This window comes from Bacillus sp. VA15 (assembly GCF_055721145.1).
In genome coordinates this window covers 312,447-336,235 of record NZ_JBVQPQ010000001.1, presented here as the reverse complement: position 1 = coordinate 336,235, position 23,789 = coordinate 312,447, and the positions used below count along the sequence as shown (strand labels likewise).

The following is a 23,789-nucleotide window of genomic DNA, read 5'->3' as shown; positions in this document are numbered from 1 at the left end:
TTATTTTGCCAAACATGACTTACTAAGAACATTTCATCCAATCCTTTCCGCTCTAGTGCAATTTTTTTGAGCAATCCACGCCTCGACTGCACGCCGCGAAAACCTCTGTTGTGTTTTTCCTGATCCGGGCCGCCCCGGTAGTTCAAATACCGGAAAATCAGGCTGACTGAAATATAACTCCTCTGCTGTTCTAGCTGTGCATTTCAAGATCCCCTCATACACTTCTTTTTTAGTCAGAAGTTGGTCTTGTGAGGATAAAACTGAAATCATTTCTTGAATTTTAGGTATCAAAGCCGCACTCACATTTGCGATAACATCGTTTGTAATTCTTTCAATATCTGTTTGTTCAAGTTCTATTTTCAAAAGTTATCCCTCCTCCTAATATTCCTACAGGAAACTTCTTTCCTAAAAAAAATACACAACAGGAACATTTAATTTTTCGCAGAATTGATTAATGCTTTTTAGGGTAGGATTTATTTTCCCATTCTCTAACTTATAAATATAAGAGCTTGTAAACCCTGTGAAATCAGCAAATTCATTAAAGGACATATTTTTGTCTTTGCGTATTTCTCTAATTTTCTCACCGAAAATGATATTACTATTCAATATTCTCACCCCCTTAAAATATTCCTACAGGAATAACTTAAATCAAATATAGCACCTTACTCATTACTTTGTAAACCCCTATTTGATGAATTTGTATCCTACAGGAATCAATACATGTTATAATATTGACTACAGTAAACAACGAATTTTTTTGAATAGAAAGGTGATTGCTTTCTAATGGAAAAAAATAAAATAATTGGACGGAATATCGCAAAACTAAGAAAGCAAAAAAAGATGACTCTCCGTCAACTGGCTGATGCTACAGGTGTCACACAAGGTTATCTCTCTAAACTTGAGGCAGGAGATAAAATTAAAAAGCCCTCTTATGAAAAACTAAACGCGATTGCAAAATATTTTAATGTAGATGTTTCCTACTTCGCTACAGTCGAAGATGAACTAAATAAAATGAGTGAAGAAGAAAAAGAATTAGTATTCTCTAGAAACTTAACCCTCGATACAATTAAAAAAGCTGACATAATAGACAACGAAGGCAAAAAAATCACCGAAGATGAAAGAGAATTTATGTTAAACGCTCTTAAGTCTTATCGTGAATCCAAAGCTAAGTTTTTGGATGATTTAGAAGAAGATTGATTTTGATCTTCTTTTTTTGTTTGTTTAATAATACTGAGTAATTGATCAAAAACAATTGCCATTTTCTTTATCCCCTCATCAGAACATTAGTTCCTATTATAATTGAATACATTGTGAAAATAAATGTTGTGATGAGGATTTCCTATTTTCTCATTTTGTCAAAATAGGAAATCCCCTTCAAAAACACGAAAGACGTTGCCTATGTAATTGGCAGCGTCTTTTTAATAAAATATAGCTTTTTCTTTTTTAGGTTTTGGTGTTTCTTTGGTTAACTTATAACTCATTCCAACTGGAGGATCAGCCAGTTGTTTAGTTCCTGTTGATGGAACGACTATATTGCTCTTAGAAGCCGGAGCATCCGCGCTATTTGCACTAAAAACAAATGCTAGTGCTATTGCTAAAGTAATCAAAACTCCTATAATTGTCTTTTTCACTAATTTTCACCTCCCTTTTTAATATATTATAATCAACTCCTAATTTTAGCAACTCTATTTTTGGTAGATTTGCTCTAAAGTAATCTTTCTTTTCACAAAAAACATGCAGCGATAACAGTAGTTTCTCCTGATTTTTTTCTCTTCTCCCGTCAAAATAAAAAGCTAAGGCTGAATAGTATTTGTCATCATAAAAATATTTCAAATTAGCTTTATTGACAACAGATTTAATAAAATCAGTCACTATATATTCTTCTGGTACAGGTCTATTCCAGAATAGGTTTGTTATCGCTAATTGTTCTCGTAAGTCATTTGCTACAAAATATCTTTCTTTCGTGTTATTTAACTGAATTCCTTTCTTGAGAAAGTTTGATGTTTTCTCGTATGATTCAAATAAATAAGATAAACCCAATATAAAATATCCATTAGTCACAGAATTAACACTAAAATTTCTTTCGATAAGCTTTTCAGCAACTCTTCTAGATTTGTCTATTTCATTTTCAAACTTAAGATACATATTGGCAAGAGCTTCATCTGTGCGGCTTAAAAATGCTTTTTTAATAAACGGATCTTTCATTTCAGGAAGCATATTGTGAATTTTTCTTATGTAGTGTAGAGACAAATCATACTTCTCACTATAATAAAAACAAAGCATCTCAAGAATTTGCAAAAGTGTTTTTAAGTCGTCAGAATTAGGTTGCAGCTCTTTCAACATCTCAAGGTAATCAACTTCGCTATAAACACGATTGTGTTTTGACCATAGTTGCCACTGATAGACTATTGCCCATTCCTTTAACTCTCTGTTATTTCCGTCCAATGTTTTGTTAAGCAACATACAAGTGACTGAGTCCAAACTTTTTGAATGAGCATATTCAAAAGCAGTTTTTATATTCTTCTTAGTCGCCTCAAGACAGCATTGGCGCATGATATCGACCTCGTTATCCTTATCAAGATAACGCACTATCTCCAACACCATCCAAAGTGAAATTTCTTGCCCATTCAAAAACTTGCTTAAGTGGGCAGCACTAATCCCAATTTTATCGGCAATCTCTTTCTGTTTTTCATCCGAAGACTCAATTATACGCTTTAAATGATTTCTAACATCAACTATACCTTCACTCATCATAATCACCATTTCAAAATTAATTTAACATACTGAACAAAAAAAGATTGTCGATTAATGACGAAAGAGTCAAAGAAAGAACAAAAAATTTAAATAGAAATAATTTTCCGATTCTTCTTTATTATACCATAATTCTGACTAAAAAGATATATTTTATATGTTATTTTAATTCAAAATTAATAGAATCAATTATTATTGATTTACTGCCTTAGTATCAACTTCGTGTATTTTTTCCTACAAAAACAATATGTAACATTGCATAATAGTATTAGAGTTATATTTTAGAAAAAGTTTGGAGGGAGTACCCATGGCGAGTTATAGGAAGCGCGGGGATAACTGGGAATATAGAATCACTTACAATGACCCTATAACCAGAAGACGTCGAGAAAAAACTAAAAAAGGCTTCCGAACAAAGAAAGAAGCTATGATCGCAGCTGCAGAGGCTGAATTAAATATTGACCAACAATTCTATGAGAAGAACGATTCCATTACAATTTCAGAGTATTTAGACTTGTGGTTTGACACGTACAAACACACTGTAAAAGAAAGCTCGTGGAAGGCCCGGAAAGATAGCATGGTCATCATAAAAAAACATATCGGAAGCATCAAGGTGAAAAACATCAATGCGTCTATGTATCAAAAATTTCTGAATGACATAGCCCCTGATTATGCAAAGAACACGCTAACAGGCGTACACCAAGTTTTTAAGATGATGACTAAAAATGCTATGAGAGATCAATACTTCAAACTTGATCCACTTGTGGGGATTCGTTTGCCTCGTGCAAAAGACGCTGAACGAGTCACAGATGATCAGGATCTGAAAGACATTAAATTCTGGGAGAAGGAAGAGATATCTCAATTCCTACAATGTGTAAAAAGGAGAGGTCGACCGCAAGATTTAGCAATGTTTATCCTGCTCGTTTATTCAGGGCTTAGAATTGGTGAAGCTGTGGCTTTAAAATGGGACAAGATAGACTTCGAGGAATCAATCATACGAGTTCGCTATACGTTGTATCAGCAAGGCGGTCTGAGAGACAATTATAAATTGCTCAGTCCCAAAACTTCATCCTCAATAAGAAATGTTCCTGTGCCGCCCCAAGTCATCAATCAATTAAGAATACTGAAACATATACAGAATCACATCAAAATGGAAAACCGAGACCAGTATAAGGATGAGGGATTTGTGTTCACAGACAAAACCGGCCGCCCTATCCCTGCCCGGAATTTCAATTATAAATTAGACACTTATATAAAAAAATCCGATGTCACCCGGATCACTCCCCATAACCTGAGACACACATATGCATCACTGCTGATTGACGCAGAAGTTAAATTGAAGGAAGCTCAAAAACGTTTAGGACATGCTTCCTCCAAAACAACATTAGATATTTATTCGCACATCATGAAAGATACCAAAACTGAAGCAATCGTTCAATTCAATGCTGTTGCAAATGAAATCTTTTAAAGACTTTTCCTAACCTTTGTTCTTGAGTTAGTTTTAAGTTAAGTGTGACCAATAGTATAATAATGGAAAGGGAGGTGCTGTAAATGATGAAGTTGAGGATGAACTATGTAGTATTGTTCATTATTTTATCCGAAGGGTTTCTTATAGCAGGCTTTGCATTAGAAAATGTCCTTGACTATTCATTGGTGATCGGAATCATCTTACAGATCATATGTGTTATTTGTGCCTCAATTTTCGCAGTCAAGAACAATAAGAATTCAAACAGGACACAGTAAGGAATTGCTGTGTCTTTTTCATGTTATTATCGAGGTTCTAAAGAGCAATAGAATGAAAAGAAAATACATTGTCTTAAAAACTGTGGGCAAAAAATGGGCAAGATCATATTTTTGACCTTGCCCACCCACTCCAAAAACTTATTGCATAAGGTTTTTCTCTAGTATCGTCTGAATCTTCGTGACCATCAGATCAATTGCGACGTGATTCTGTCCGCCTTCCGGGATAATAATATCAGCGTATCGTTTCGTCGGCTCGACAAATTGGTTATGCATCGGGCGGACAACTGACACATATTGTTCAATGACAGAGTCAATAGAGCGGCCGCGCTCATTAATATCTCTCATAATCCGTCTGATGATACGCAAGTCAGCGTCTGTATCAACGTAAAGCTTGATATCCATCAGATCACGGAGCCTTTTGTCTTCAAGAACTAGAATGCCTTCAAGGATAATAACATCCTTGGGCTCTACGTGAACCGTTTCTTCTGAACGTGTGTGAAGCTTATAGTCGTAAATCGGCTTTTCAATCGGGCGGTAATTCAATAGATCTTGAATATGCTCGATTAAATAGTCATTATCAAACGCAAGTGGATGATCATAGTTTGTGTTGAGCCTTTCTTCAAATGGAAGATGGCTTTGGTCTTTATAATAAAGGTCTTGCTGGATCATTAAAATCGAGTGCCCTTTAAATTGTTCATAGATGGACCGTGTGACACTCGTTTTTCCTGAACCGGAACCTCCTGCGATCCCAATGACTACTGGATTCTTACCCATGGGTGTTACTTCCCCTTTCTCATCATGTTGCTCGGATAAATCTTTTTGTCTAGTTTGAATTTGACAATTTGCAGGGGATGGCGGGCAGCATCTAGCTCATTACCGTCTTCGTCCCAAATGGTTTCAATCGTATGTGTAAAGTTTTCGATTTCCGGACCGAAAAATTCCACTTCGTCGCCTTTTTTGAAGAAATTGCGCTGCTGAAGTGTGACCATTTGTGTGTCTTCATCATAATTCAGCACTAAGCCGACAAAATCAAACGTCGTTTTTTTGGCGTGCTCACCGAACATTTGCTCTTCATAGCCTGGCGTTCCTTCAAAGAAAGCTGTCGCAGTGTCCCGGTTGGCACACTTATCAAGCTCTTCAAGCCATTCTTTTTGAATCACAAAGTTATCCGGATCAGCGCAATAGGCGTCAATGACTTTGCGGTATACGCTGACAACTGTTGCTACATAGTGAATTGATTTCATGCGACCTTCAATCTTTAAGCTGTCGATGCCCATTTCGATCATTTTCGGAATGGATTCAATCAGCTTCAAATCTTTCGGGCTCATCGCAAATGGCGCATCTTCTTCACCATACAAGGCAACGGCGTTGGCACCGTCTGTTTGATAAAGATCATAATCCCAGCGGCATGACTGGCAGCAGCCTCCGCGATTGGAATCCCGCGCTGTCATGTGATTGCTCAGGACACAGCGGCCGGAATATGCGATACACATCGCGCCGTGAATAAAGGATTCGATTTCGATATCTACTTTTTCTTTCATTTCTCTGATTTCCAGAGCGCTTGTTTCACGTGCCAGCACGACGCGGTCAAGGCCTTCTTCCTTCCAGAACTGGACAGCCTTCCAGTTTGAAAGAGACTGCTGTGTGCTCAAGTGAACCTCAACATTCGGCGCCACTCTGCGGCATGTTTCGATAATAAGCGGATCTGCCACAATGATGCCGGCAACGTTGGCGTCTCCAAGTGCTTTCAAGTATTCTTCAAGCCCGTCCATGTTTTCATTATGGGCGAAAATATTTGTCGTTACGTAGATCTTCGCGCCATATTGTTTCGCGAATTCAACGCCTTCTGCAATTTCTTCGATCGTAAAGTTATCGGCATTTGAGCGCAGCCCATATTCCTGTCCTCCGATAAAGACCGCGTCCGCTCCGTAATGAACAGCGATTTTCAGCTTTTCAAGATTACCCGCAGGTGCGAGGAGCTCCGGCTTTTTTGTAATCACACGCTTCCCATTGACGATTGTGGATATTTTATCATTTACGGCAGTCATAGCTTAACCTCCTTTTGATTAATAAACCGTTTCTTTGAAGAAGAATCCGGTATCGATTTTTCTGTTCACTGGCTGGATGCTTTCTATGCGTTCAATCCAGTCTTCTTTTTTCGCTTCGTATTCGTCACGGTTTTCCACACACAGATCAATCGCTTCTCTGTACATTTTGGTGACTTCTATTAGGTATTCAGGCGTTTTCAGGACACCATCGATTTTGAAAGAATCAATGCCTGCATCAATCAATTCCTCAAGCTCATCAATGATGCACACATCATTCGGGCTCATGATGTGCGTGCCGTTTTCGTCTTCGAAAATCGGATATTTATTATCACGTTCTTTATCATGCAAGAACATGCCCGATTCTTTTTTCTTTCCTTCAATGTCCATGACTTTGCCTTGGTATTCAAAATAGTTTCCAATCAAAGAACGCTTCGATTGGAACATGCACGTCATTCCATGCACGTGGATTTCAATTTCGACTTCAGCGTTTTCTTTAATCTCCACAATGCTGTCCATGTTTAACTCTCTGGCAAGCACAGAACGCGCCGCGCCTTTTCGTCCCCAGTAGTTGCATGTATAGTAGTTGGTGCCTGTCGTTTCTGTGCTCCAATGAAGCTTCATGTCAGGCGCAGATTCACGAGCAGCCATAAGCACGGCAGGATCACCGAATACCGCTGCATCGACACCGGTTTCCGCTAAGAAAGCCAGATATTCGCCAAGCTCACCTACTTTATCGTTATGGAAAATTGCATTTACAGCAACGTATACTTTTGCCCCTTCTTTGTGAGCCATCTCTACGGCTTTTGTTACATCTTCACGAGAAAATTCTCCGGCTAATCTCAAGCCGTATCTCTGTTCCCCAACTAAAAACGCAGTTGCTCCCGCCTGTATCAGCGGCAAAATGTCCGCCGTACTCGTCGGCGTCACTAAGAGCTCTGGTTTTTTCATGACGTTCACCTCTTCTTTTTACTAATCGCAAGTCCATCCCCGACAGGAATAATCGCAGTTTGATAATCGGGATGATTCATCAGCCAATGATTATATTCATCAATTTTTGTTACCAGCCTGCGCCTTCTTTTCGGTTCTATTTTGCTGTAATCCTCTGCCACCAGACCTTTAAACAGCACGTTGTCTGTTAAAATCACCCCGTCCGGTGAAAGCATCGGTTCATATAAATGAAAAAAGTTTTGATACTGACCTTTTGCAGCGTCAATAAAAATGACATCGTAAGGCGCGGTTACATGAACGGCGTCGGCTAATTCAAGCGCGTCTCCGTAAAAAACATGAATCCGGTCATCAAGCTGAAATTCCTTGATATTGTTTACCGCTTCTTCATGCCGTTTCTCATTGCGTTCAATTGTATATATTTCAGCAGACGGCAGCTCCAACGCCATTCGAATGGCGGAATAACCAATGGCCGTTCCGATTTCTAGTATTTTTTTCGGCTGTTTCACAGACAAAATTTGAAGCAACACCTCCATGCCCGCTTTTTCCATGATCGGGACATGATGTTCTTCTGCATATGCTTCAAGCTTCTTCACGTTTTCCGGCCGAGGCTTCAATAATGCTTCTATATAGTCATTTATTTGTTCATACCGGTCAGTCACAACAAACAGCTCCGTTCTAAAAAGGAGTGCCCCAGTCTTTTTACACAGGACACTCTCTGAATACATCATGATACATCGGTAAACAACCCGATATATTTTATCATAAAACCTTGCGGAAAGCGAATAAAAGGAGAGCTTTTTGCTCTCCTTTTATTTCTCATTTTTTGAGGTAATGTATTTTTCTTTTGCTTTATTATGCTCTTTTAGCGTTTTTGTAAATACGACCTCACCATTTGATTTGGCCAAGAAGTACAGATAGTCCGTTTGATCTGGATGCAGCGCCGCTTCCCATGACGACATGCCAGCATTGGCAATCGGCCCTGGCGTCAGTCCTGTGTTTTTGTACGTATTGTACGGTGAATCGATTTCCAGATCCTTATAAAGTACCCGATCTTTATGCTTGCCTGCCGCGTACAGCACGGTCGGATCTGTTTGGAGCGGCATTTTCTTCTTCAGGCGGTTATAAAAGACACTCGCAATTTTATGGCGGTCGGCTTTTTCAGTCGCTTCTTCTTCAATCAAAGAAGCCATCGTCAGCAGCTTATGCACAGATAGTTTATTTTTCTTCATTTCTGATTTGTATGTTTCCACGTAAGAATTTGTCTGTTTGATCATTGCCGTGATAATGTCTTCAAGTGACGTGTCAGGATCGTCAAAAGGGTATGTAGCCGGGAACAGGTACCCTTCCAGCGGATGCTTAATGTTTTTATTGAAAACATCGTTTGTCACAGTGTCCGGGAATTCTTTCTTCAGCTGATTGATAAATGTTTCATCGTCCAGCTTCGCTATGATTTGTTTTTTAGAGTATTTCGTTTCATCAGCAATAGCGGCCGCAATTTGTGTCAGCTGTGCTCCCTCAGTCACGGTAATTTGAAAGGCATAGCTTGTGGCCCCGCTTGTCAGCTTATGAATTATCTCATCCAAATCCATTCCTTTATTCAGATGGTAGAATCCCGCCTGAAACCCGGAAGCGCCTTTATATTTCACGTAATACTGAAAAGCCTTCTCGCTTTTTATGACATCGTTTTTCTTTAATATCGATGCGATGGACGAAACAGACGAGCCGCTCGGAATGTGAATGTTAACTGTCGTTTTACTGTCTTTTTCTACAGGTTCAAGCAATGATTTCCCATATAAAAATGCCCCGCCAATGATGAGAAGCAGCACAATAATGGAAGACAGTATGATTCTTTTTTTATTGAAAAATGATTTTTTTTGCTGATTGATATACATTAGGTCTCCTCCCATCAGCTCTTATACTACATGATTCATTGTATTTCGGCAATTTATTACAAAAAAAGGTGGAAAGGGGCCTTGATACAGCAGAAAAAAGCCGGAGCAGTATGGCTCCGGCTTTGGTTTGGCGCGGTGTTTTATTCTTCGTCTTCGTCCGCTAAGAACGTGTTTAGTGTTTCTTCGATCATATCCCATTCTTCGTCAGTTTCGATCGGGAATAGCTCACCGTTTTCACCGTCTTCGTTTGGCGTGAAGCTGGAAGCAAGAATTTCTACTTCTTCATCATCTTTTGTTTCGATTGGGTAGTACAACACATAAGACTTGTCAAACTCTTCGTTTTCAAATGTAAACAGCACTTCACAAAGCTGTTCATTTCCTTGATCGTCAACAATTGTAATATTTTTTTCGCCGTGTTCCATTTCCTTCACCTCTGGCTTTAATTTAAGCTGTCAAGATATCCTTGCAAAATCATAACAGCCGCCATTTTATCAATGACTTTTTTTCGTTTTTGCCTGCTGACATCAGCGGCAATCAGCATTTTTTCAGCCGCCATTGTGGTAAGACGCTCGTCCCACAGCACAACAGGAACATTGTACGTTGTTTCAAGCACTTTCGCAAATGTTTGGCTGGCTTCGCCTCTCGGGCCGACTGTTCCGTTCATGTTCTTAGGAAAGCCGAGCACGATTTTATCTATAGTATACTCCTTTATCAGTTCAGATAAACGGGATAAACCATAATCGCCTTCCGCTTCATTGATCTTTATGGTCTCAATGCCTTGGGCAGTCCAGCCCATTTCATCGCTCAGAGCAACACCGAGTGTTTTGGTTCCTAAATCGAGTCCTAATATTCTCATTTTTTATTTACGCCTCTTTATGCTGTTCTAAATAAGACTTCACCAATTCCTCGATTAATTCGTCTCTTTCAAGTTTGCGAATTAAATTGCGAGCGTCACGATGCCTAGGAATATAAGCGGGATCACCTGACAGCAAGTATCCGACAATCTGATTGATTGGATTGTAGCCCTTTTCCTGAAGCGCGTCATACACTGTAATCAGCACCTCATTTACGTTAGTCTCAGCAGAATCATCGGAGAAATTAAATTTCATCGTTTTATCAAACGAGCTCACCGTTTTGCACCTCTTTCCCAAATTCGCAGGCAAAGTTCAGCCTGGGGTCCTAATCTTACCATCATTCTACACTACATGGGCAAATTATAAAACGGATTTCACCCAATCTTCTACAGAAGCCAAAGCTTCTTCTAATTTTTCCGGCTGTTTGCCGCCTGCCTGTGCCATATCCGGACGGCCTCCGCCGCCTCCGCCGCAAACTTCCGCAGCTTGTTTGACCAGCTTGCCGGCATGTAGGCCTTTCTCAATGAGATCCTTTGTGACTCCGGCAGAGATATTGACTTTATCGTTTTGTACCGCACCAAGCACGATCACCGCAGAGCCAAGCTTTGCTTTGAGTTCATCCACCATTGTGCGCAGATGGTTCATATCTTTCGCATTTACTTTTTCCGCAAGCACACTCACGCCGTCAACTTCTTTTACTTTCGACAGGATCGCTCCTGCTTCCACGTTGCCGAGTTTCGCAAGAAGAGATTCTTTTTCTCTTTGTGCTTCCTTCAGTTCAGCCTGCAGAGCCGCAACCCGTTTCGGCACTTCTTTGATATTTGTTTTCAGCTCGTCAGCAGCCTGCTGTAATACTGAAATCTGGCTGTTCATTTCGACGTAAGCGCCTTGTCCCGTTACAGCTTCAATCCGTCTTGTGCCTGCTCCGATTCCAGATTCAGAAACGATTTTAAACAGACCGATTTCTGCTGTATTTCTGACATGACAGCCGCCGCATAGCTCTAAACTATAATCTCCGACTTGAACGACCCGGACAATATCGCCGTATTTTTCGCCGAACAGAGCCATCGCGCCCATTTCTTTTGCTTCAGCGATCGGCTTCAAGTCGATGCTGACCGGGATGCTCGCCCAGATCTTTTCGTTTACGATTCTTTCAATTTGCTCAAGCTCTTCTTTTGTCACTTGGCCAAAATGCGAGAAGTCAAAACGAAGACGGTTTTCAGTCACAAGAGATCCTGCCTGATTGACATGAGTTCCTAGAACGTCTTTTAGTGCCTGATGCAATAAATGCGTTGCCGTATGGTTTTTAATGACGCTGCTTCTCATATGGTCTTCAACTTCAGCAGTTACATGCAAGCCTTTTTGTACAGTACCGCTCTCGACAACACCTTCATGCACATGCTGGCCGTTCGGCGCTTTTTGCACATCTTTAACTCTCACTATTGCCTGTTCGCTGCGGAGATAGCCTTTATCCCCGATTTGGCCGCCGCTTTCAGCATAGAATGGTGTTTCATTAAGAATAATTTGTACGCTTTCTCCTTCATGAGCCTCATCAATTAATTGGCCGTCCTGAAGAAGCACAATGACATTGGCATCAGCTTTTGTTTGAGAGTACCCGACAAATGTGCTTTCATCGGTCACCTCGCGTAATGCGCCGCCCTGCACCTGCATGCTGCCGACATCCTGGCGAGCGTTTCTTGCCCGTTCACGCTGCTGATTCATTTCTTCTTCAAAACCTTTATGGTCAACCGTCATGTTCTCGTCTTCTGCGTATTCCTCAGTCAGCTCAACCGGGAATCCGTACGTATCGTACAATTTAAACACGTCAGCACCTGAAATAACGCTGCTGCCCTTGTCTTTTTCTTTTTTGATCATTTCTGACAGGATGGCAAGCCCTTCATTAAGTGTTTCGTGGAAGCGCTCTTCCTCGGTTTTGATGACTTTTGCGATGAAATCCGCTTTCTCTTTCACTTCAGGATAGAAATCAGCCATGATTTCAGCGACAACCGGCACTAAATCGTACATGAACGGGCGGTGGATGTTGATCGTTTTGGCATAACGCACAGCCCGGCGCAATAAGCGTCTTAATACATAGCCGCGGCCTTCATTTGACGGAAGCGCTCCGTCACTGACAGCAAAGGCAACCGTTCTGATGTGGTCGGCAATCACTTTAAACGCAGTATCTTTCACATTGTCTGTGCCGTATGTTTCACCGGAAATGGTTTCTGTTGCTTTGATGATTGGAACAAATAAATCGGTATCAAAGTTTGTCGGGACATTCTGGATGACTGATACCATTCTTTCAAGCCCCATGCCCGTATCAATGTTTTTCTTCGGAAGCGGCGTGTACGTACCGTCAGGGTTATGGTTGAACTCAGAGAACACAAGATTCCATACTTCCAGGTAACGGTCGTTTTCTCCGCCTGGGTAAAGCTCCGGATCTTCTGGATCGTTTCCGTATGCCTCACCGCGGTCGTAGAAGATCTCCGTGTTCGGTCCGCTCGGTCCTTCACCGATGTCCCAGAAGTTCCCTTCCAGGCGAATAATTCTTTCCTCAGGAATACCGATTTTTTTCGCCCAGAATTCATACGCCTCTTCATCTTCAGGGTGAACCGTAACAGAGAGAAGCTCTTTGTCGAAACCGATCCACTTGTCACTCGTTAAAAACTCCCACGCCCATGTAATGGCTTCTTCTTTGAAATAATCGCCGATGGAAAAGTTTCCGAGCATTTCAAAGAATGTGTGATGGCGCGCAGTTTTACCTACATTTTCTATATCGTTTGTTCTGATCGCTTTTTGAGCGTTTACGATTCTTGGATTTTCCGGAACAACACGGCCGTCAAAATATTTTTTCAGCGTCGCAACACCGCTGTTGATCCAAAGCAGTGAAGGATCCTCATGAGGCACTAATGAGGCGCTCGGCTCTACCGCATGTCCTTTTTCTTTAAAGAAATCCAAAAACATTTGACGCACTTCCGCAGAAGTTAAGTGTTTCATTGTATTTCCTCCTCTATAAAAATCGAAATTCTCTTTAGTGACAGCAAAAAAGCCCTCCCCCTATGCAAACCACGCGTTTACACAGGGACGAGAGCTGTCTCGCGGTACCACCCTGATTACGGGCCTTAACATTCGCCCGTCACCTTTTACCCTGTAACGCAGGATATGCGGCAGTGATTAACTGCACTCAGGATTAGCTTCCTCCGATCTTCTGATAAAGCTCCTTTCAGCTTACGGAGCTTCTCTCTTTAACAGGGCTTCGGCGTACTCAGATCCGTCACTCGAGATTCGTATGTATTCTACGAGAAATTATAGACAAGCTGCACGCCAATGTCAATGCTCCGTCCTCATCCGTAAAAAATGGATCATCATCACTTTTAAAACAGCCGTCGCAGGAACAGCCAGAATCATTCCGACGATTCCCGCAAGCTCTCCTCCGGCAAGCAGTGCAAGCATGATGACGACAGGATGCATTTTAAGGCTTCTGCCGACAATGAACGGACTGAGGATATTCCCTTCCATAAACTGCAGAATAAACACTGTAATCACCACAACAAGAATCGCTTTGACTGAGACCGTCATCGCAATTAAAAGCGCAGGAATCGCTCCGATAAACGGACCAAAATACGGTATGACATTCGTTATCCCAGAAATAAGACCTAAGATCAACGGATACGGAAGTCCGAATATCCAGAACGTAATGCCCGCCATCACGCCGAGAATCAAGCAGACCAGAAGCTGGCCGCGGATGTAATCGCCAAGGGAGTCATCCACATCCCGCAAAAAGGCGCTTCCCCGCTTTCTCCACGACTTCGGGGTCAAGTACCATACTGTCTTTTTCATCAACTCAATATCCTTTACCATATAAAACACGAGAAAAGGAATTGTTGCCGCAATTAAGAAATAATCAAGCACGTTGCGGATCCCGCTGATTGCACCTTCTATCGTTCCCGCAAAAAACGCCTCCGTCTGGCGGATCATTTTATCTATACGATGGTGCATGCCGTCAGGCCAGTCATCAGTATGGTTATGCACATGAAGAAGGAGCCCGTTATACGTTTCGGCAAACATAGGTATATTTTCTGATAAATCCGTCAGCTGCACAATTAAAACAGGCACCCCTTTATACAGCGCCCAGCCAATTCCGCCAAAAAAAAGAACATAAATCACCAGGATGCTCAAAGTCCTCGGCAATCCTTTGCCGTGCAGCCACTCCGTGACCGGAAGTAATAAATAAGAAATAAAAATAGAAATGATTAAGGGAATAAAGATCGTTTTTATGACGAGCCAAAAAGGCGACCATAACATATCAAGCATAAAAAAGACGTAAACTGTTAACAGGACCAGCAAACAAATTGCCACCCACAACAAAAGCTGCACCGGTTTTTGAAGCATCTGCTTTCACCTCTTCTATATCTTTTGAGGAACGGTGGGAATTATTCTCTCTCCTCATAACAAAAAGGATACTCAAAGAGTATCCTTTTTCACATTAAAACATTTTCGTTATTCTTCTTCTCATCCGCTTCATGCTTCGATTATTCAGCATATCGGATTGAGTCGCCATTCGGTACACGAGAGCCCCGGCTCCTAATGCCAAAAGAGAAGTCATCGTCCGATTCATCCTGCGCATCTCCCTTCATGATCAAAAATTGATGCTGCGTTCATCCTCAGAAAACAAATCATCCAAGCTGCTTAACGTTCCGTCCTCTTCCACCTGATGAGTTGCAATCTTCCCTTTCGCGACTGTCAGTTCAATAAAACAACCCCAGCAATAATATTGGTTTACGCCAATTTTCCCGATATCCTTACTTTTGCAGTTCGGGCATATAAGCATATCTCACACCTCTATCCGTTCAGAACGATCTCATCTTTCCGCACCTCGACAAGCGAATCCGCTTTTTGGATCTGGCGCTTGCTTCCCGCCAGGTCAGAAAAGAAACCGTCCGAGAGTTCATATGCTACGATTATGCCCCTGTCCAAACAAAAGTATACATCTTCCAGCATCCCCAATATATCTCCCTCTTGCGATTTCACAAGCTTCATTTTCATCTGCTCGTATGTGAAGCATGACTTCGGAAGAGGCAGAAGCTGGCCAGAACTGACCGAGGCCAATATGCGGTCATCAAGAATGCAAGAGATATCACACGCCCGTAAAAGCGCATGATGATGATGCAAAAACCGTTTTTGTGCAAGAATAAACCCGAGACAATCTCCTGTCAGAGAAAAACAAATATCGGAAATTGTCCCAAGATAACAAGAAGTTCGTTCTGAGTATACTGGGAATCCTTCTATCTCATGGCATGTTCTCAAAGTGTGATCAACCACCTTTTGTTGAACAGGCTTAGGTTTTGCTTTGCGCCTTTGACTCATACGATGAAATCACTTCCACTGCAAATGAAAAAACTCCCGCTAACACGGGAGCCTTTTTACAGCTGTTCTTCTTTCATAAAATCGAATGGTGTAATGCCTTCCATACCAATATTGGCATCGTGCACACTGAACGGGAGCTCTTTTTGCAAAGCCTCAAGCTCGGCATCCATTTCCTCAATCTGTAATGACAGCCTGTTTTTCAAGGAAGTCTGTCTGACAGTTGCGTCATTATTTTTTACGCCCCACTCCAGCGCCTCCTCTTCCCCGCATAAAATGAGAAATTTCTTTGCTCTTGTAATAGCGGTATAAAGAAGGTTTCTTCTGAGCATTCTATAGTAGCCTTTTACAACAGGCAAAACCACAATCGGAAATTCACTTCCCTGCGATTTATGAATAGAGCAGCAATACGCATGGGTAAACTGGTTAAAATCTTTTTTCGTAAATGTCATTTCATTGCCGTCAAAATTAACAACGGCCATGTCTTCTTTTTCTGTATTTTCCTTCGCATAAAATATCGACGTGATTTCGCCAATATCTCCGTTGAACACATTGTTTTCCGGCTGATTGACAAGCTGCAAAATTTTATCTCCGGTTCTGTAGACAACATCTCCGAACTTCAATTCTCTCCGTTTTTCTTTAGGAGGATTCAAGATGTCCTGCAGCATCACGTTCAGTTCATTGATGCCTGCTTTCCCTCTGTACATCGGGGCGAGAACCTGTATGTCCTTTGCCGTATAGCCTTTTTTCAATGCATTGGCGACAACCTTTTCGACTACTTCTTTTATTTGCGAGCCGCCGCAGCGAATAAAGGAACGATCCTTCGTCGGGGCAGTCAAATTGTTCGGCAGCAATCCATTTTTCATCTGGTGGGCAAGCTCAACGATTGATGACCCCTCAGCCTGGCGGTAGATGTCTGTCAGTCTCACAGTCGGAATTACCTTAGATGCCAAAAGGTCTCTCAGCACTTGGCCCGGACCGACAGAAGGCAGTTGATCTTCATCTCCGACAATGATGATTTGAATATGATCAGGGATCGCCTTGAACAAGTGGTTCGCCAGCCATATATCAAGCATGCTGGCTTCATCGATAATTAACAGCTTTCCTTCGATCGGCTGATCCTCTGTATGGGTAAAGCCTTCAGCGCCGTTCCAGCCAAGCAGCCTGTGTATCGTGACTGCCGGAAGACCCGTTGATTCACTCATCCGTTTCGCCGCTCTTCCTGTCGGTGCGGCCAATACAACCGGAAAAGCTTCATCCTTTTTATAAGCTGACGGGTCTAGTGACACGCCGTGAAGCTCTCCGTATAGTTCGACAATTCCTCTGATTACCGTCGTTTTCCCTGTTCCCGGGCCTCCAGTTAAAAGAAGCATTGGTGAGGAAAGGGCTTTTTGAATCGCTTCCTTCTGGCTCGGGGCATACTGAACATTCATCCGTTCTTCCAGTTCTCCTAAAGCGAGCAGAAATTCTGATTCAGGAAACTGGTCATCATATTCGGTTTGGCTTGCGATATGTTTCACACGCTTTGCAACGTTTTGTTCTGCGTAAAACAGCGATGGAAAATAACAGCGTCCGTCTTCTATGACAATGTCTTTATTTTCTCCAAGGGCAATAATCGCGTTAGCGGCATCCATTTCTGTGATGCGCTGTCCTTCCCTTGCTGACTGGTTCAACAGTGATTGGGTGTCGATAATCAGCTGCTCCGTTTCTATGTACGTATGCCCTTCTGACAGACAAGTCGTTTCAAGCGTGTACAAAATGGCGGCTTTTACCCGCTCAGGATGATTACCCGAAAGTCCCATTCTGCTGCCAAGCTCATCCGCTTTCCCAAACCCGATCCCTTCTACATCTTTCACAAGCTGATAAGGGTTTTCCTGAATCTTTTCAAGCGTCTCGGATTCATAGGCCTGATAGATTTTCATAGACAGCTGAGGGCCAAAGCCGAACTGATTCAGGGAAATCATGATTTGCTCAAGTCCCTGATGCCGCTGCAAAGCGCCGGCTAGCGTATCAGCTTTCTTTTTTGACAGTCTCGGAACATCATAAAGCACGGAAGCGTCGGCCAAAATTTTATTAATGGCACTGTCGCCCAGCTTTTTCACAATTTCTTCAGCTGTTTTTTTGCCGATTCCCTCGAACAAATCACTCGATAAATACTGAATGATGCCTTCCTTAGTCGTCGGGATCTCCTTTTTGAAATGCTCCGCCTGAAATTGGAGCCCGAATTTTGGATGGGTTACGATCTTTCCGTAAAACGTGTAGGTCTCTTCTTCTTGAAGCGCAGGGAAGTAGCCCGTCACGGATACGGCTTTATCTTCAATCGCTTCGGAGGTTTCTGTGACTTTTACTTTCAGAACCGTATATAAATTGGTGTCGTTATGATAGATGACTGTGTTGACTGTCCCCTTTAAATAGGGCTCTTCCTCCAGTTTAAGCTGATCCGGATGCTGCTGCACGAGCTTTTCCCTCCTCCTGTGCCTGTTATGATGGGGCGATTAGTTTTTTAGCATGAAGCGCAAGCATATGATCTGGCTGGATGTCGATCGCCTTGTCCAGCATTTCCAGTGCTTTTTCTCGATTTTCTTTATAAGCATAAGCAACACCCGCATTATAAAATGCATCGGCGTGGTCCGGATCTTGCTCTGTTACAGCTTCGAATTGGCTGAGCGCTTCGTCCAGCATGCCCTCGTTCGCTAAGCACATCCCAAATTGAAAGCGCGCTTCCGTATCATTTTCATTCAGTTCGACCGCTCTTTGTAAATACGGCAGTGCAAGCTTAGGCTGTTCGAGCTTGACAAGAACCGTTCCGAGCATGTAGAACAGGTCGCCGTTTTCCATCCCGGCTCGAAATGCTTTTTCAAACATGTCTTTCGCTTCTTTGTACATTTCTTTTACAACATAGACATTTCCTGCTCCATAATAAGCAGTGGCTGCGTTATTGTCTAATTCAAGCGCTTTATCATAAAACGCAAGCGCCCGTTCCAGCTCGTTTACGGATGAAAGCAGGTTAGCAAAATTGATATAAGGAATCGCGTCTTCTTTATTTTCTTCAATCGCTTTTGTAAATGCCTCTGCCGCTTTCTCGTAATCGCCTTCCTGCATCGCCTCTATACCGAGTTGATTATAATCCACCGATCATCTTCCTTTCATTAAAAAACCCCAACTCAGTGTTGAGGTTTTTCATCTTTTATACGTACCACAATTTTGTTCCGTCTTTGTACACATCATCAATTGTTCCGCCGCCAAGGCATTCTTCGCCGTCATAGAAGACAACGGCTTGTCCAGGCGTTACAGCGCGGACTTGTTCATCAAAGATGACTTCCGCTTCGCCTTCACCTGTCATGCGCACCGTTACTTTATGATCTTCTTGGCGGTAACGGAATTTTGCCGTGCAGACAATCTCTTCGCCCTTCATGATATCCGAACGAACCCAGCTGATATTTGTTGCTGTGATTTTGTCGGAATAAAGAAGCGGGTTATGGAACCCTTGATCCACGTAGAGAATGTTTTTTTCAAGATCTTTACCAACTGCAAACCACGGCTCGCCGCTTCCGCCGATGCCAAGGCCGTGACGCTGTCCGATCGTGTAGTACATTAACCCGTCGTGGCGTCCTTTTACTTCTCCGTCCATCGTCATCATATCGCCCGGCTGTGCAGGGAGGTATTGGCTGAGAAACGTTTTGAAGTTGCGTTCGCCGATAAAACAGATGCCCGTACTGTCTTTTTTCGTCGCTGTTGCAAGATCTGCTTCTTTGGCAATTTCACGCACACGGCTTTTTTGAAGCTCGCCGATCGGGAACATGACTTTGCTTAGCGTATCTTCTGTCAGCTGATTCAAGAAGTACGTTTGATCCTTGTTTTCATCAATGCCGCGCAACATTCTGACTTTGCCGCCGCTTCTGTCTACCCTTGCATAGTGGCCAGTCGCTAAATAATCAGCGCCAAGTGACAGGGCGTGCTCCAAAAATGCCTTGAATTTAATTTCTTTGTTGCACAGCACATCCGGGTTTGGTGTTCTGCCTGCTTTATATTCATCAAGGAAGTATTGAAATACCTTCTCGTAATATTGCTTTTCAAAATTTACGGCATAGTACGGAATTCCGATTTGGTTGCAGACGCGGATCACATCTTCATAATCCTCTGTCGCCGTGCAAAAACCGTTTTCGTCCGTATCATCCCAGTTTTTCATAAAGATTCCGATTACATCATAGCCCTGTTCTTTTAACAGCAGGGCCGCCACAGAGGAGTCCACTCCGCCGGACATGCCGACGACAACTCTAGTATCTTCCGGCCGTTTTTCCATTTCATTCACTCCAATAACTAAGCCGCCTTATTGTGTGAGCCGTTTTACAACGTCAGCCACATGTTTGGCAGCAGTTTTCACTTGCTCAGCCGTATTGCCGAGGCCGAAGCTGATCCGAATCGAGGACGTCAGCCGGTCACTTTCTTCTCCGAACATGGCAGTCAGAACATGTGACGGCAGGACTGAACCGGCCGTGCACGCTGATCCGCTTGAGACAGCGACTCCCGCCATGTCAAGATTCACCAGCAGCGCTTCCACTGATACACCGGGGAAATAAAGATTCAGAACATGCGGCAGACTATGCTCTTTGTCCCCGTTAATCTCGAATGCCACACCGGCATTTTCAAGCGTGTCAGCAATGATAGTTTTAAACGATTGATACTTCTCGTTTTTTTCGTCCCGTTCTTCACTTGACAGCTTGATAGCTTCTTTCAGCCCGACAATGCCGGGAACATTTTCTGTACCGGCACGGCGTTTTCTTTCTTGCTCTCCTCCGAATAAGAGCGGGGAAAGTTTCACATCTTTACTTGCATATAAAAAGCCTGTCCCTTTTGGCCCGTTGAGCTTGTGCCCAGAAACAGACAGAAGGTCAATATGGCTGTTTTTTACGTCAATTGGCAGCAATCCGAATGCCTGAACAGCATCGGTATGAAAATATGACTGGTGTTCCTTCAGCAGCTCACCGATTTCATCGATCGGCTGCACTGTTCCGACTTCATTATTTCCATACATCACTGTCACAAGGATTGTATCATCACGCAGTGCTTCTTTCACCTGTTTTGCACTGACTCTTCCATTTTGGTCAACGTCTAGATACGTTACTTCAAATCCGTCTTCCTCGAGTTTTTCACATGTGTGGAGCACAGCGTGATGCTCAATTTTTGTCGTGATGATATGTTTGCCCAGATCTTTTCTTGCACGCGCGGTTCCCATAATCGCCAAGTTATCGGCTTCCGTTCCCCCGCTTGTAAAAATGATCTCCTGCTCTGCCGCTCCGATTTCTGCTGCAATCTGCGCTCTTGCTTCGTCCACCCATTTTCGAGATTCTCTTCCAAATGAATGGATACTGGATGGATTGCCGAAATTGCCGGAGAAATGCGGTATCATTTTTTCGAGCACACGCTCATCCATCGGAGACGTTGCGGCATGATCTAAATAAATCCGTTCCATTATGTTTACACCTCTGATCTAAATATAGAACATATAAGCTTCTTGCTCTCCGTCTGTATAGCTGGCAAGATCCTCTAATGTTGTACTGTCTAAAACCTCTTTCACGGCATCCCGTATGCGAATCCAGAGCTCGCGCTTGGCAGGCTCCTCGTCTTCCAGCACTTCAACAGGACTGATCGGCCCCTCGAGTACACGGATAATATCTCCCGCCGTAATCGCATCCGGCTCGCTGCCTAATACATATCCGCCATATGCGCCTCTGATGCTTTTCACTAAACCGGCATTTCTGAGCGGCGATACCAGCTGCTCCAAATAATGCTCGGACAAATTATTCGTCTGTGCGATGCTTTTTAATGAAGTCGGGCCTTCACCATGCTTTTTTGCAAGCTCGATCATAATCGTGAGACCGTATCTTCCCTTAGTTGATATTTTCAACATGAACACCTCTGTTATTTCATGATTTTCCACATTTATAATGGTAATTTCTATATGATTCGTCCGTTTATTATCTAATAGACCAACTGTTATTATAACATACCTTCAGCTAATTTTCATTGAGGCAGGCGGAAACGGGCCTTCCCCCTTTTCTAATGTCCGCTTTTCCGTTACCCTGTAATTAAGTAAGGAGAGATGATGATGAAGCCATTGGCATATCGGATGCGTCCGACAAAAATAGAGGATATTATCGGCCAGCAGCATCTGGTGGCTGAAGATAAAATTATCGGCAGAATGGTTCAGGCAAAACATTTGTCATCCATGATTTTGTACGGACCGCCCGGGATTGGAAAAACATCAATCGCAACAGCAATCGCCGGTTCAACAAGTATTGCTTTTCGAAAGCTCAATGCTGTCATTAACAATAAAAAAGATATGGAAATCGTAGCCCAGGAAGCTAAAATGTCAGGCCAGGTGATTTTGATTCTGGATGAAGTTCACAGGCTGGATAAAGGGAAGCAAGATTTTCTTTTGCCCTATTTAGAAAACGGGATGATCATTTTGATTGGAGCAACCACGGCAAACCCATATCATGCCATTAATCCGGCGATCAGAAGCCGGACACAGATCTTTGAGCTTGAACCGTTAACACCGGAACTGATTAAACAGGCTCTGGAACGTGCGCTTCATGATGAGCATCGGGGCCTTGGCACATATTCTGTATCCATCGATGATCAGGCGATGGAGCATTTTGCCCGCGGATGCGGAGGAGATGTCCGCTCCGCTTTAAATGCGCTTGAGCTGGCCGTCTTGTCAACGAAGGAGTCAGCCGACGGCGTGATTCATATTACATTAGAAACCGCGGAGGAATGTTTGCAGAAAAAGAGCTTTTCTCACGATAAAGATGGTGATGCGCATTATGATGTATTGTCCGCTTTTCAAAAATCGATCCGCGGCTCTGATGCCAATGCCGCTCTTCACTATTTGGCAAGATTAATTGAAGCCGGTGATCTGGAAAGCATCGCAAGACGACTGCTTGTCATCGCATATGAAGATATCGGCTTAGCAAGCCCGCATGCCGGTCCAAGAGTGCTGCACGCTATTCAGACCGCGGAGCGAGTCGGATTTCCCGAAGCGCGAATCCCGCTGGCCAACGCAGTCATTGAACTTTGCCTCTCACCAAAATCAAACTCAGCCATTCTGGCAATCGATGAGGCGCTTGCAGATATCAGAGCCGGAAAAATCGGGGATATTCCGAAGCATTTAAAAGACGCGCATTATAAAGGAGCTCAGGAATTAGGAAGAGGAATCGACTATAAATACCCGCACAATTACGACAACGGATGGGTCGAACAGCAATATCTCCCTGATCCTTTAAAGAACAAGCAATATTACAAGCCGAAACAGACAGGAAAATTCGAGTCCGCCTTAAAGCAGGTGTATGACAAATTAATGAAAAGAAAATAAAACAAAAACAGCCTTGCGTATAATCAAGGCTGTTTCTTATGCGTTATTTATCCTTCACGCGTTTGATTTCAATGTCTTTCAAAAGATCCATGACAACATGTCCGCCCATAATCAAACCGGCAACTGACGGCACAAAAGCATTAGAGGATGGCGGCATTTTTGCTTTGCGGATTTTCGCTTCGTCATTCCCCACTTCTTTTCTGACATCTTCCCGAATGACAATCGGGCTTTCGTCGGAGAAAATCACTTGGACGCCCTTTTTGATGCCCTCTTTGCGTAATCTCGTACGGACGACCTTCGCAATTGGATCAGTGTGCGTTTTTGAAATATCAGCGATTTGGAAGCGTGTCGGATCCGTTTTATTCGCGGCACCCATGCTGGAGATGAGCGGAATATCCCGTTTCAAACATTCTTTCATTAAATGGATTTTGTAATGGATAGTGTCTGACGCATCAATGACATAGTCAATATTATATTCAAAAAATTGCTCATACGTTTCTTCCGTATAGAACATTTTTAACGCGATCACTTCACACTCAGGGTTAATGTCTGCGATCCGTGCTTTCATTAAATCAACTTTCGGCTGTCCGACTGTTGAAAGAAGCGCGTGAAGCTGACGGTTTACATTTGTAATGTCCACATCATCTTTGTCGACAAGCAGAATGCGGCCGACGCCTGACCGCGCGAGAGCTTCCGCCGCGAACGATCCGACTCCGCCGACCCCAAGCACAGCAACCGTGCTGTTTTTCAGCGTTTCAAGGCCTTCTTTTCCGATAGCTAATTCATTGCGTGAAAACTGGTGTAACAAGAACCTCAC

At 42.9% G+C, this 23,789-nt stretch carries 26 protein-coding genes; 3 read left to right on the top strand and 23 right to left on the bottom strand.

Features of this window, described 5'->3' with window-relative positions; all coding sequences use genetic code 11:
• Positions 1-33: 33 nt before the first annotated feature.
• Complete coding sequence (locus tag AC0DBE_RS01655) at positions 34-363, bottom strand: hypothetical protein (protein WP_151268221.1); 330 nt, start codon at positions 361-363, stop codon at positions 34-36.
• A 42-nt stretch (positions 364-405) separates the two neighbouring features.
• Complete coding sequence (locus tag AC0DBE_RS01650) at positions 406-615, bottom strand: helix-turn-helix domain-containing protein (RefSeq protein WP_472960840.1); 210 nt, start codon at positions 613-615, stop codon at positions 406-408.
• 168 nt (positions 616-783) lie between these two features.
• On the opposite strand from AC0DBE_RS01650, the gene AC0DBE_RS01645 reads away from it, so the two are divergent.
• Positions 784-1,197 (top strand): helix-turn-helix domain-containing protein, encoded by a 414-nt coding sequence (locus AC0DBE_RS01645; protein WP_151268222.1) that lies wholly within the window; start codon positions 784-786, stop codon positions 1,195-1,197.
• Between the two features lie 221 nt (positions 1,198-1,418).
• Here AC0DBE_RS01645 and AC0DBE_RS01640 read toward each other — a convergent pair whose 3' ends face one another.
• Positions 1,419-1,631, bottom strand: a complete 213-nt coding sequence (locus tag AC0DBE_RS01640) for a hypothetical protein (protein ID WP_151268223.1) — start codon at positions 1,629-1,631, stop codon at positions 1,419-1,421.
• Entirely contained in the window at positions 1,570-2,751 is a 1,182-nt protein-coding gene (locus tag AC0DBE_RS01635) for an AimR family lysis-lysogeny pheromone receptor (protein ID WP_472960838.1), read from the bottom strand. The genes AC0DBE_RS01640 and AC0DBE_RS01635 overlap by 62 nt, the downstream gene beginning before the upstream one ends.
• 307 nt (positions 2,752-3,058) lie before the next feature.
• Between AC0DBE_RS01635 and AC0DBE_RS01630 the strand changes: the two genes are divergently transcribed.
• Positions 3,059-4,216, top strand: coding sequence for a tyrosine-type recombinase/integrase (locus AC0DBE_RS01630; protein WP_472960836.1), 1,158 nt, complete (start codon positions 3,059-3,061; stop codon positions 4,214-4,216).
• 413 nt (positions 4,217-4,629) lie between these two features.
• On the opposite strand, the gene udk is transcribed toward AC0DBE_RS01630, so the two are convergent.
• From udk to cymR, 18 genes are all read right to left on the bottom strand, one after another.
• Positions 4,630-5,265, bottom strand: coding sequence for a uridine kinase (gene udk, locus AC0DBE_RS01625; RefSeq protein WP_148962195.1), 636 nt, complete (start codon positions 5,263-5,265; stop codon positions 4,630-4,632).
• Positions 5,266-5,270: 5 nt separating this feature from the next.
• The gene (locus AC0DBE_RS01620) at positions 5,271-6,539 is read right to left on the bottom strand and encodes a peptidase U32 family protein (RefSeq protein WP_014114598.1); all 1,269 of its coding nucleotides are present in this window, start codon (positions 6,537-6,539) and stop codon (positions 5,271-5,273) included.
• 18 nt (positions 6,540-6,557) lie between these two features.
• Positions 6,558-7,487 (bottom strand): peptidase U32 family protein, encoded by a 930-nt coding sequence (locus AC0DBE_RS01615; protein ID WP_072182146.1) that lies wholly within the window; start codon positions 7,485-7,487, stop codon positions 6,558-6,560.
• Positions 7,488-7,492: 5 nt separating this feature from the next.
• On the bottom strand, positions 7,493-8,146 hold the full coding sequence (locus AC0DBE_RS01610) for an O-methyltransferase (protein ID WP_014114600.1): 654 nt from the start codon (positions 8,144-8,146) through the stop codon (positions 7,493-7,495).
• A 150-nt stretch (positions 8,147-8,296) separates the two neighbouring features.
• On the bottom strand, positions 8,297-9,379 hold the full coding sequence (mltG, locus tag AC0DBE_RS01605; protein WP_072182147.1) for an endolytic transglycosylase MltG: 1,083 nt from the start codon (positions 9,377-9,379) through the stop codon (positions 8,297-8,299).
• 140 nt (positions 9,380-9,519) lie between these two features.
• Entirely contained in the window at positions 9,520-9,801 is a 282-nt protein-coding gene (locus AC0DBE_RS01600; protein WP_003237470.1) for a DUF1292 domain-containing protein, read from the bottom strand.
• 17 nt (positions 9,802-9,818) lie between these two features.
• Positions 9,819-10,235 (bottom strand): Holliday junction resolvase RuvX, encoded by a 417-nt coding sequence (gene ruvX, locus AC0DBE_RS01595; RefSeq protein WP_003225905.1) that lies wholly within the window; start codon positions 10,233-10,235, stop codon positions 9,819-9,821.
• 7 nt (positions 10,236-10,242) lie between these two features.
• On the bottom strand, positions 10,243-10,509 hold the full coding sequence (locus AC0DBE_RS01590; protein WP_003225903.1) for an IreB family regulatory phosphoprotein: 267 nt from the start codon (positions 10,507-10,509) through the stop codon (positions 10,243-10,245).
• 84 nt (positions 10,510-10,593) lie between these two features.
• Entirely contained in the window at positions 10,594-13,230 is a 2,637-nt protein-coding gene (alaS, locus tag AC0DBE_RS01585) for an alanine--tRNA ligase (protein WP_472960830.1), read from the bottom strand.
• Between the two features lie 333 nt (positions 13,231-13,563).
• Positions 13,564-14,625 (bottom strand): AI-2E family transporter, encoded by a 1,062-nt coding sequence (locus AC0DBE_RS01580; protein WP_072566614.1) that lies wholly within the window; start codon positions 14,623-14,625, stop codon positions 13,564-13,566.
• Between the two features lie 94 nt (positions 14,626-14,719).
• The gene (locus AC0DBE_RS01575) at positions 14,720-14,851 is read right to left on the bottom strand and encodes a YrzQ family protein (protein ID WP_003225895.1); all 132 of its coding nucleotides are present in this window, start codon (positions 14,849-14,851) and stop codon (positions 14,720-14,722) included.
• A gap of 21 nt (positions 14,852-14,872) precedes the next feature.
• Positions 14,873-15,064 (bottom strand): hypothetical protein, encoded by a 192-nt coding sequence (locus tag AC0DBE_RS01570; protein ID WP_003225893.1) that lies wholly within the window; start codon positions 15,062-15,064, stop codon positions 14,873-14,875.
• A gap of 11 nt (positions 15,065-15,075) precedes the next feature.
• Complete coding sequence (locus AC0DBE_RS01565) at positions 15,076-15,600, bottom strand: PRC-barrel domain-containing protein (RefSeq protein WP_072566615.1); 525 nt, start codon at positions 15,598-15,600, stop codon at positions 15,076-15,078.
• A 56-nt stretch (positions 15,601-15,656) separates the two neighbouring features.
• Positions 15,657-18,053, bottom strand: coding sequence for an SF1B family DNA helicase RecD2 (gene recD2, locus AC0DBE_RS01560; protein WP_072566616.1), 2,397 nt, complete (start codon positions 18,051-18,053; stop codon positions 15,657-15,659).
• Positions 18,054-18,078: 25 nt separating this feature from the next.
• The gene (locus tag AC0DBE_RS01555; protein WP_472961327.1) at positions 18,079-18,699 is read right to left on the bottom strand and encodes a tetratricopeptide repeat protein; all 621 of its coding nucleotides are present in this window, start codon (positions 18,697-18,699) and stop codon (positions 18,079-18,081) included.
• 85 nt (positions 18,700-18,784) lie between these two features.
• Positions 18,785-19,900 (bottom strand): tRNA 2-thiouridine(34) synthase MnmA, encoded by a 1,116-nt coding sequence (mnmA, locus tag AC0DBE_RS01550; protein WP_087986794.1) that lies wholly within the window; start codon positions 19,898-19,900, stop codon positions 18,785-18,787.
• Positions 19,901-19,927: 27 nt separating this feature from the next.
• Positions 19,928-21,070: a cysteine desulfurase family protein gene (locus AC0DBE_RS01545; protein WP_472960826.1), complete on the bottom strand. Its 1,143-nt coding sequence runs from the start codon at positions 21,068-21,070 to the stop codon at positions 19,928-19,930.
• 18 nt (positions 21,071-21,088) lie between these two features.
• Positions 21,089-21,505 carry a cysteine metabolism transcriptional regulator CymR gene (gene cymR, locus AC0DBE_RS01540; RefSeq protein WP_003225879.1) on the bottom strand — a complete coding sequence of 139 codons (417 nt, stop codon included), beginning with the start codon at positions 21,503-21,505 and terminating at the stop codon, positions 21,089-21,091.
• Positions 21,506-21,706: 201 nt separating this feature from the next.
• On the opposite strand from cymR, the gene AC0DBE_RS01535 reads away from it, so the two are divergent.
• A complete protein-coding gene (locus tag AC0DBE_RS01535) occupies positions 21,707-22,972 on the top strand; it encodes a replication-associated recombination protein A (RefSeq protein WP_087986790.1) in 1,266 nt (421 codons plus the stop codon).
• A gap of 43 nt (positions 22,973-23,015) precedes the next feature.
• Here AC0DBE_RS01535 and AC0DBE_RS01530 read toward each other — a convergent pair whose 3' ends face one another.
• Positions 23,016-23,780, bottom strand: a complete 765-nt coding sequence (locus AC0DBE_RS01530; protein ID WP_061186668.1) for a tRNA threonylcarbamoyladenosine dehydratase — start codon at positions 23,778-23,780, stop codon at positions 23,016-23,018.
• Positions 23,781-23,789: the final 9 nt, after the last annotated feature.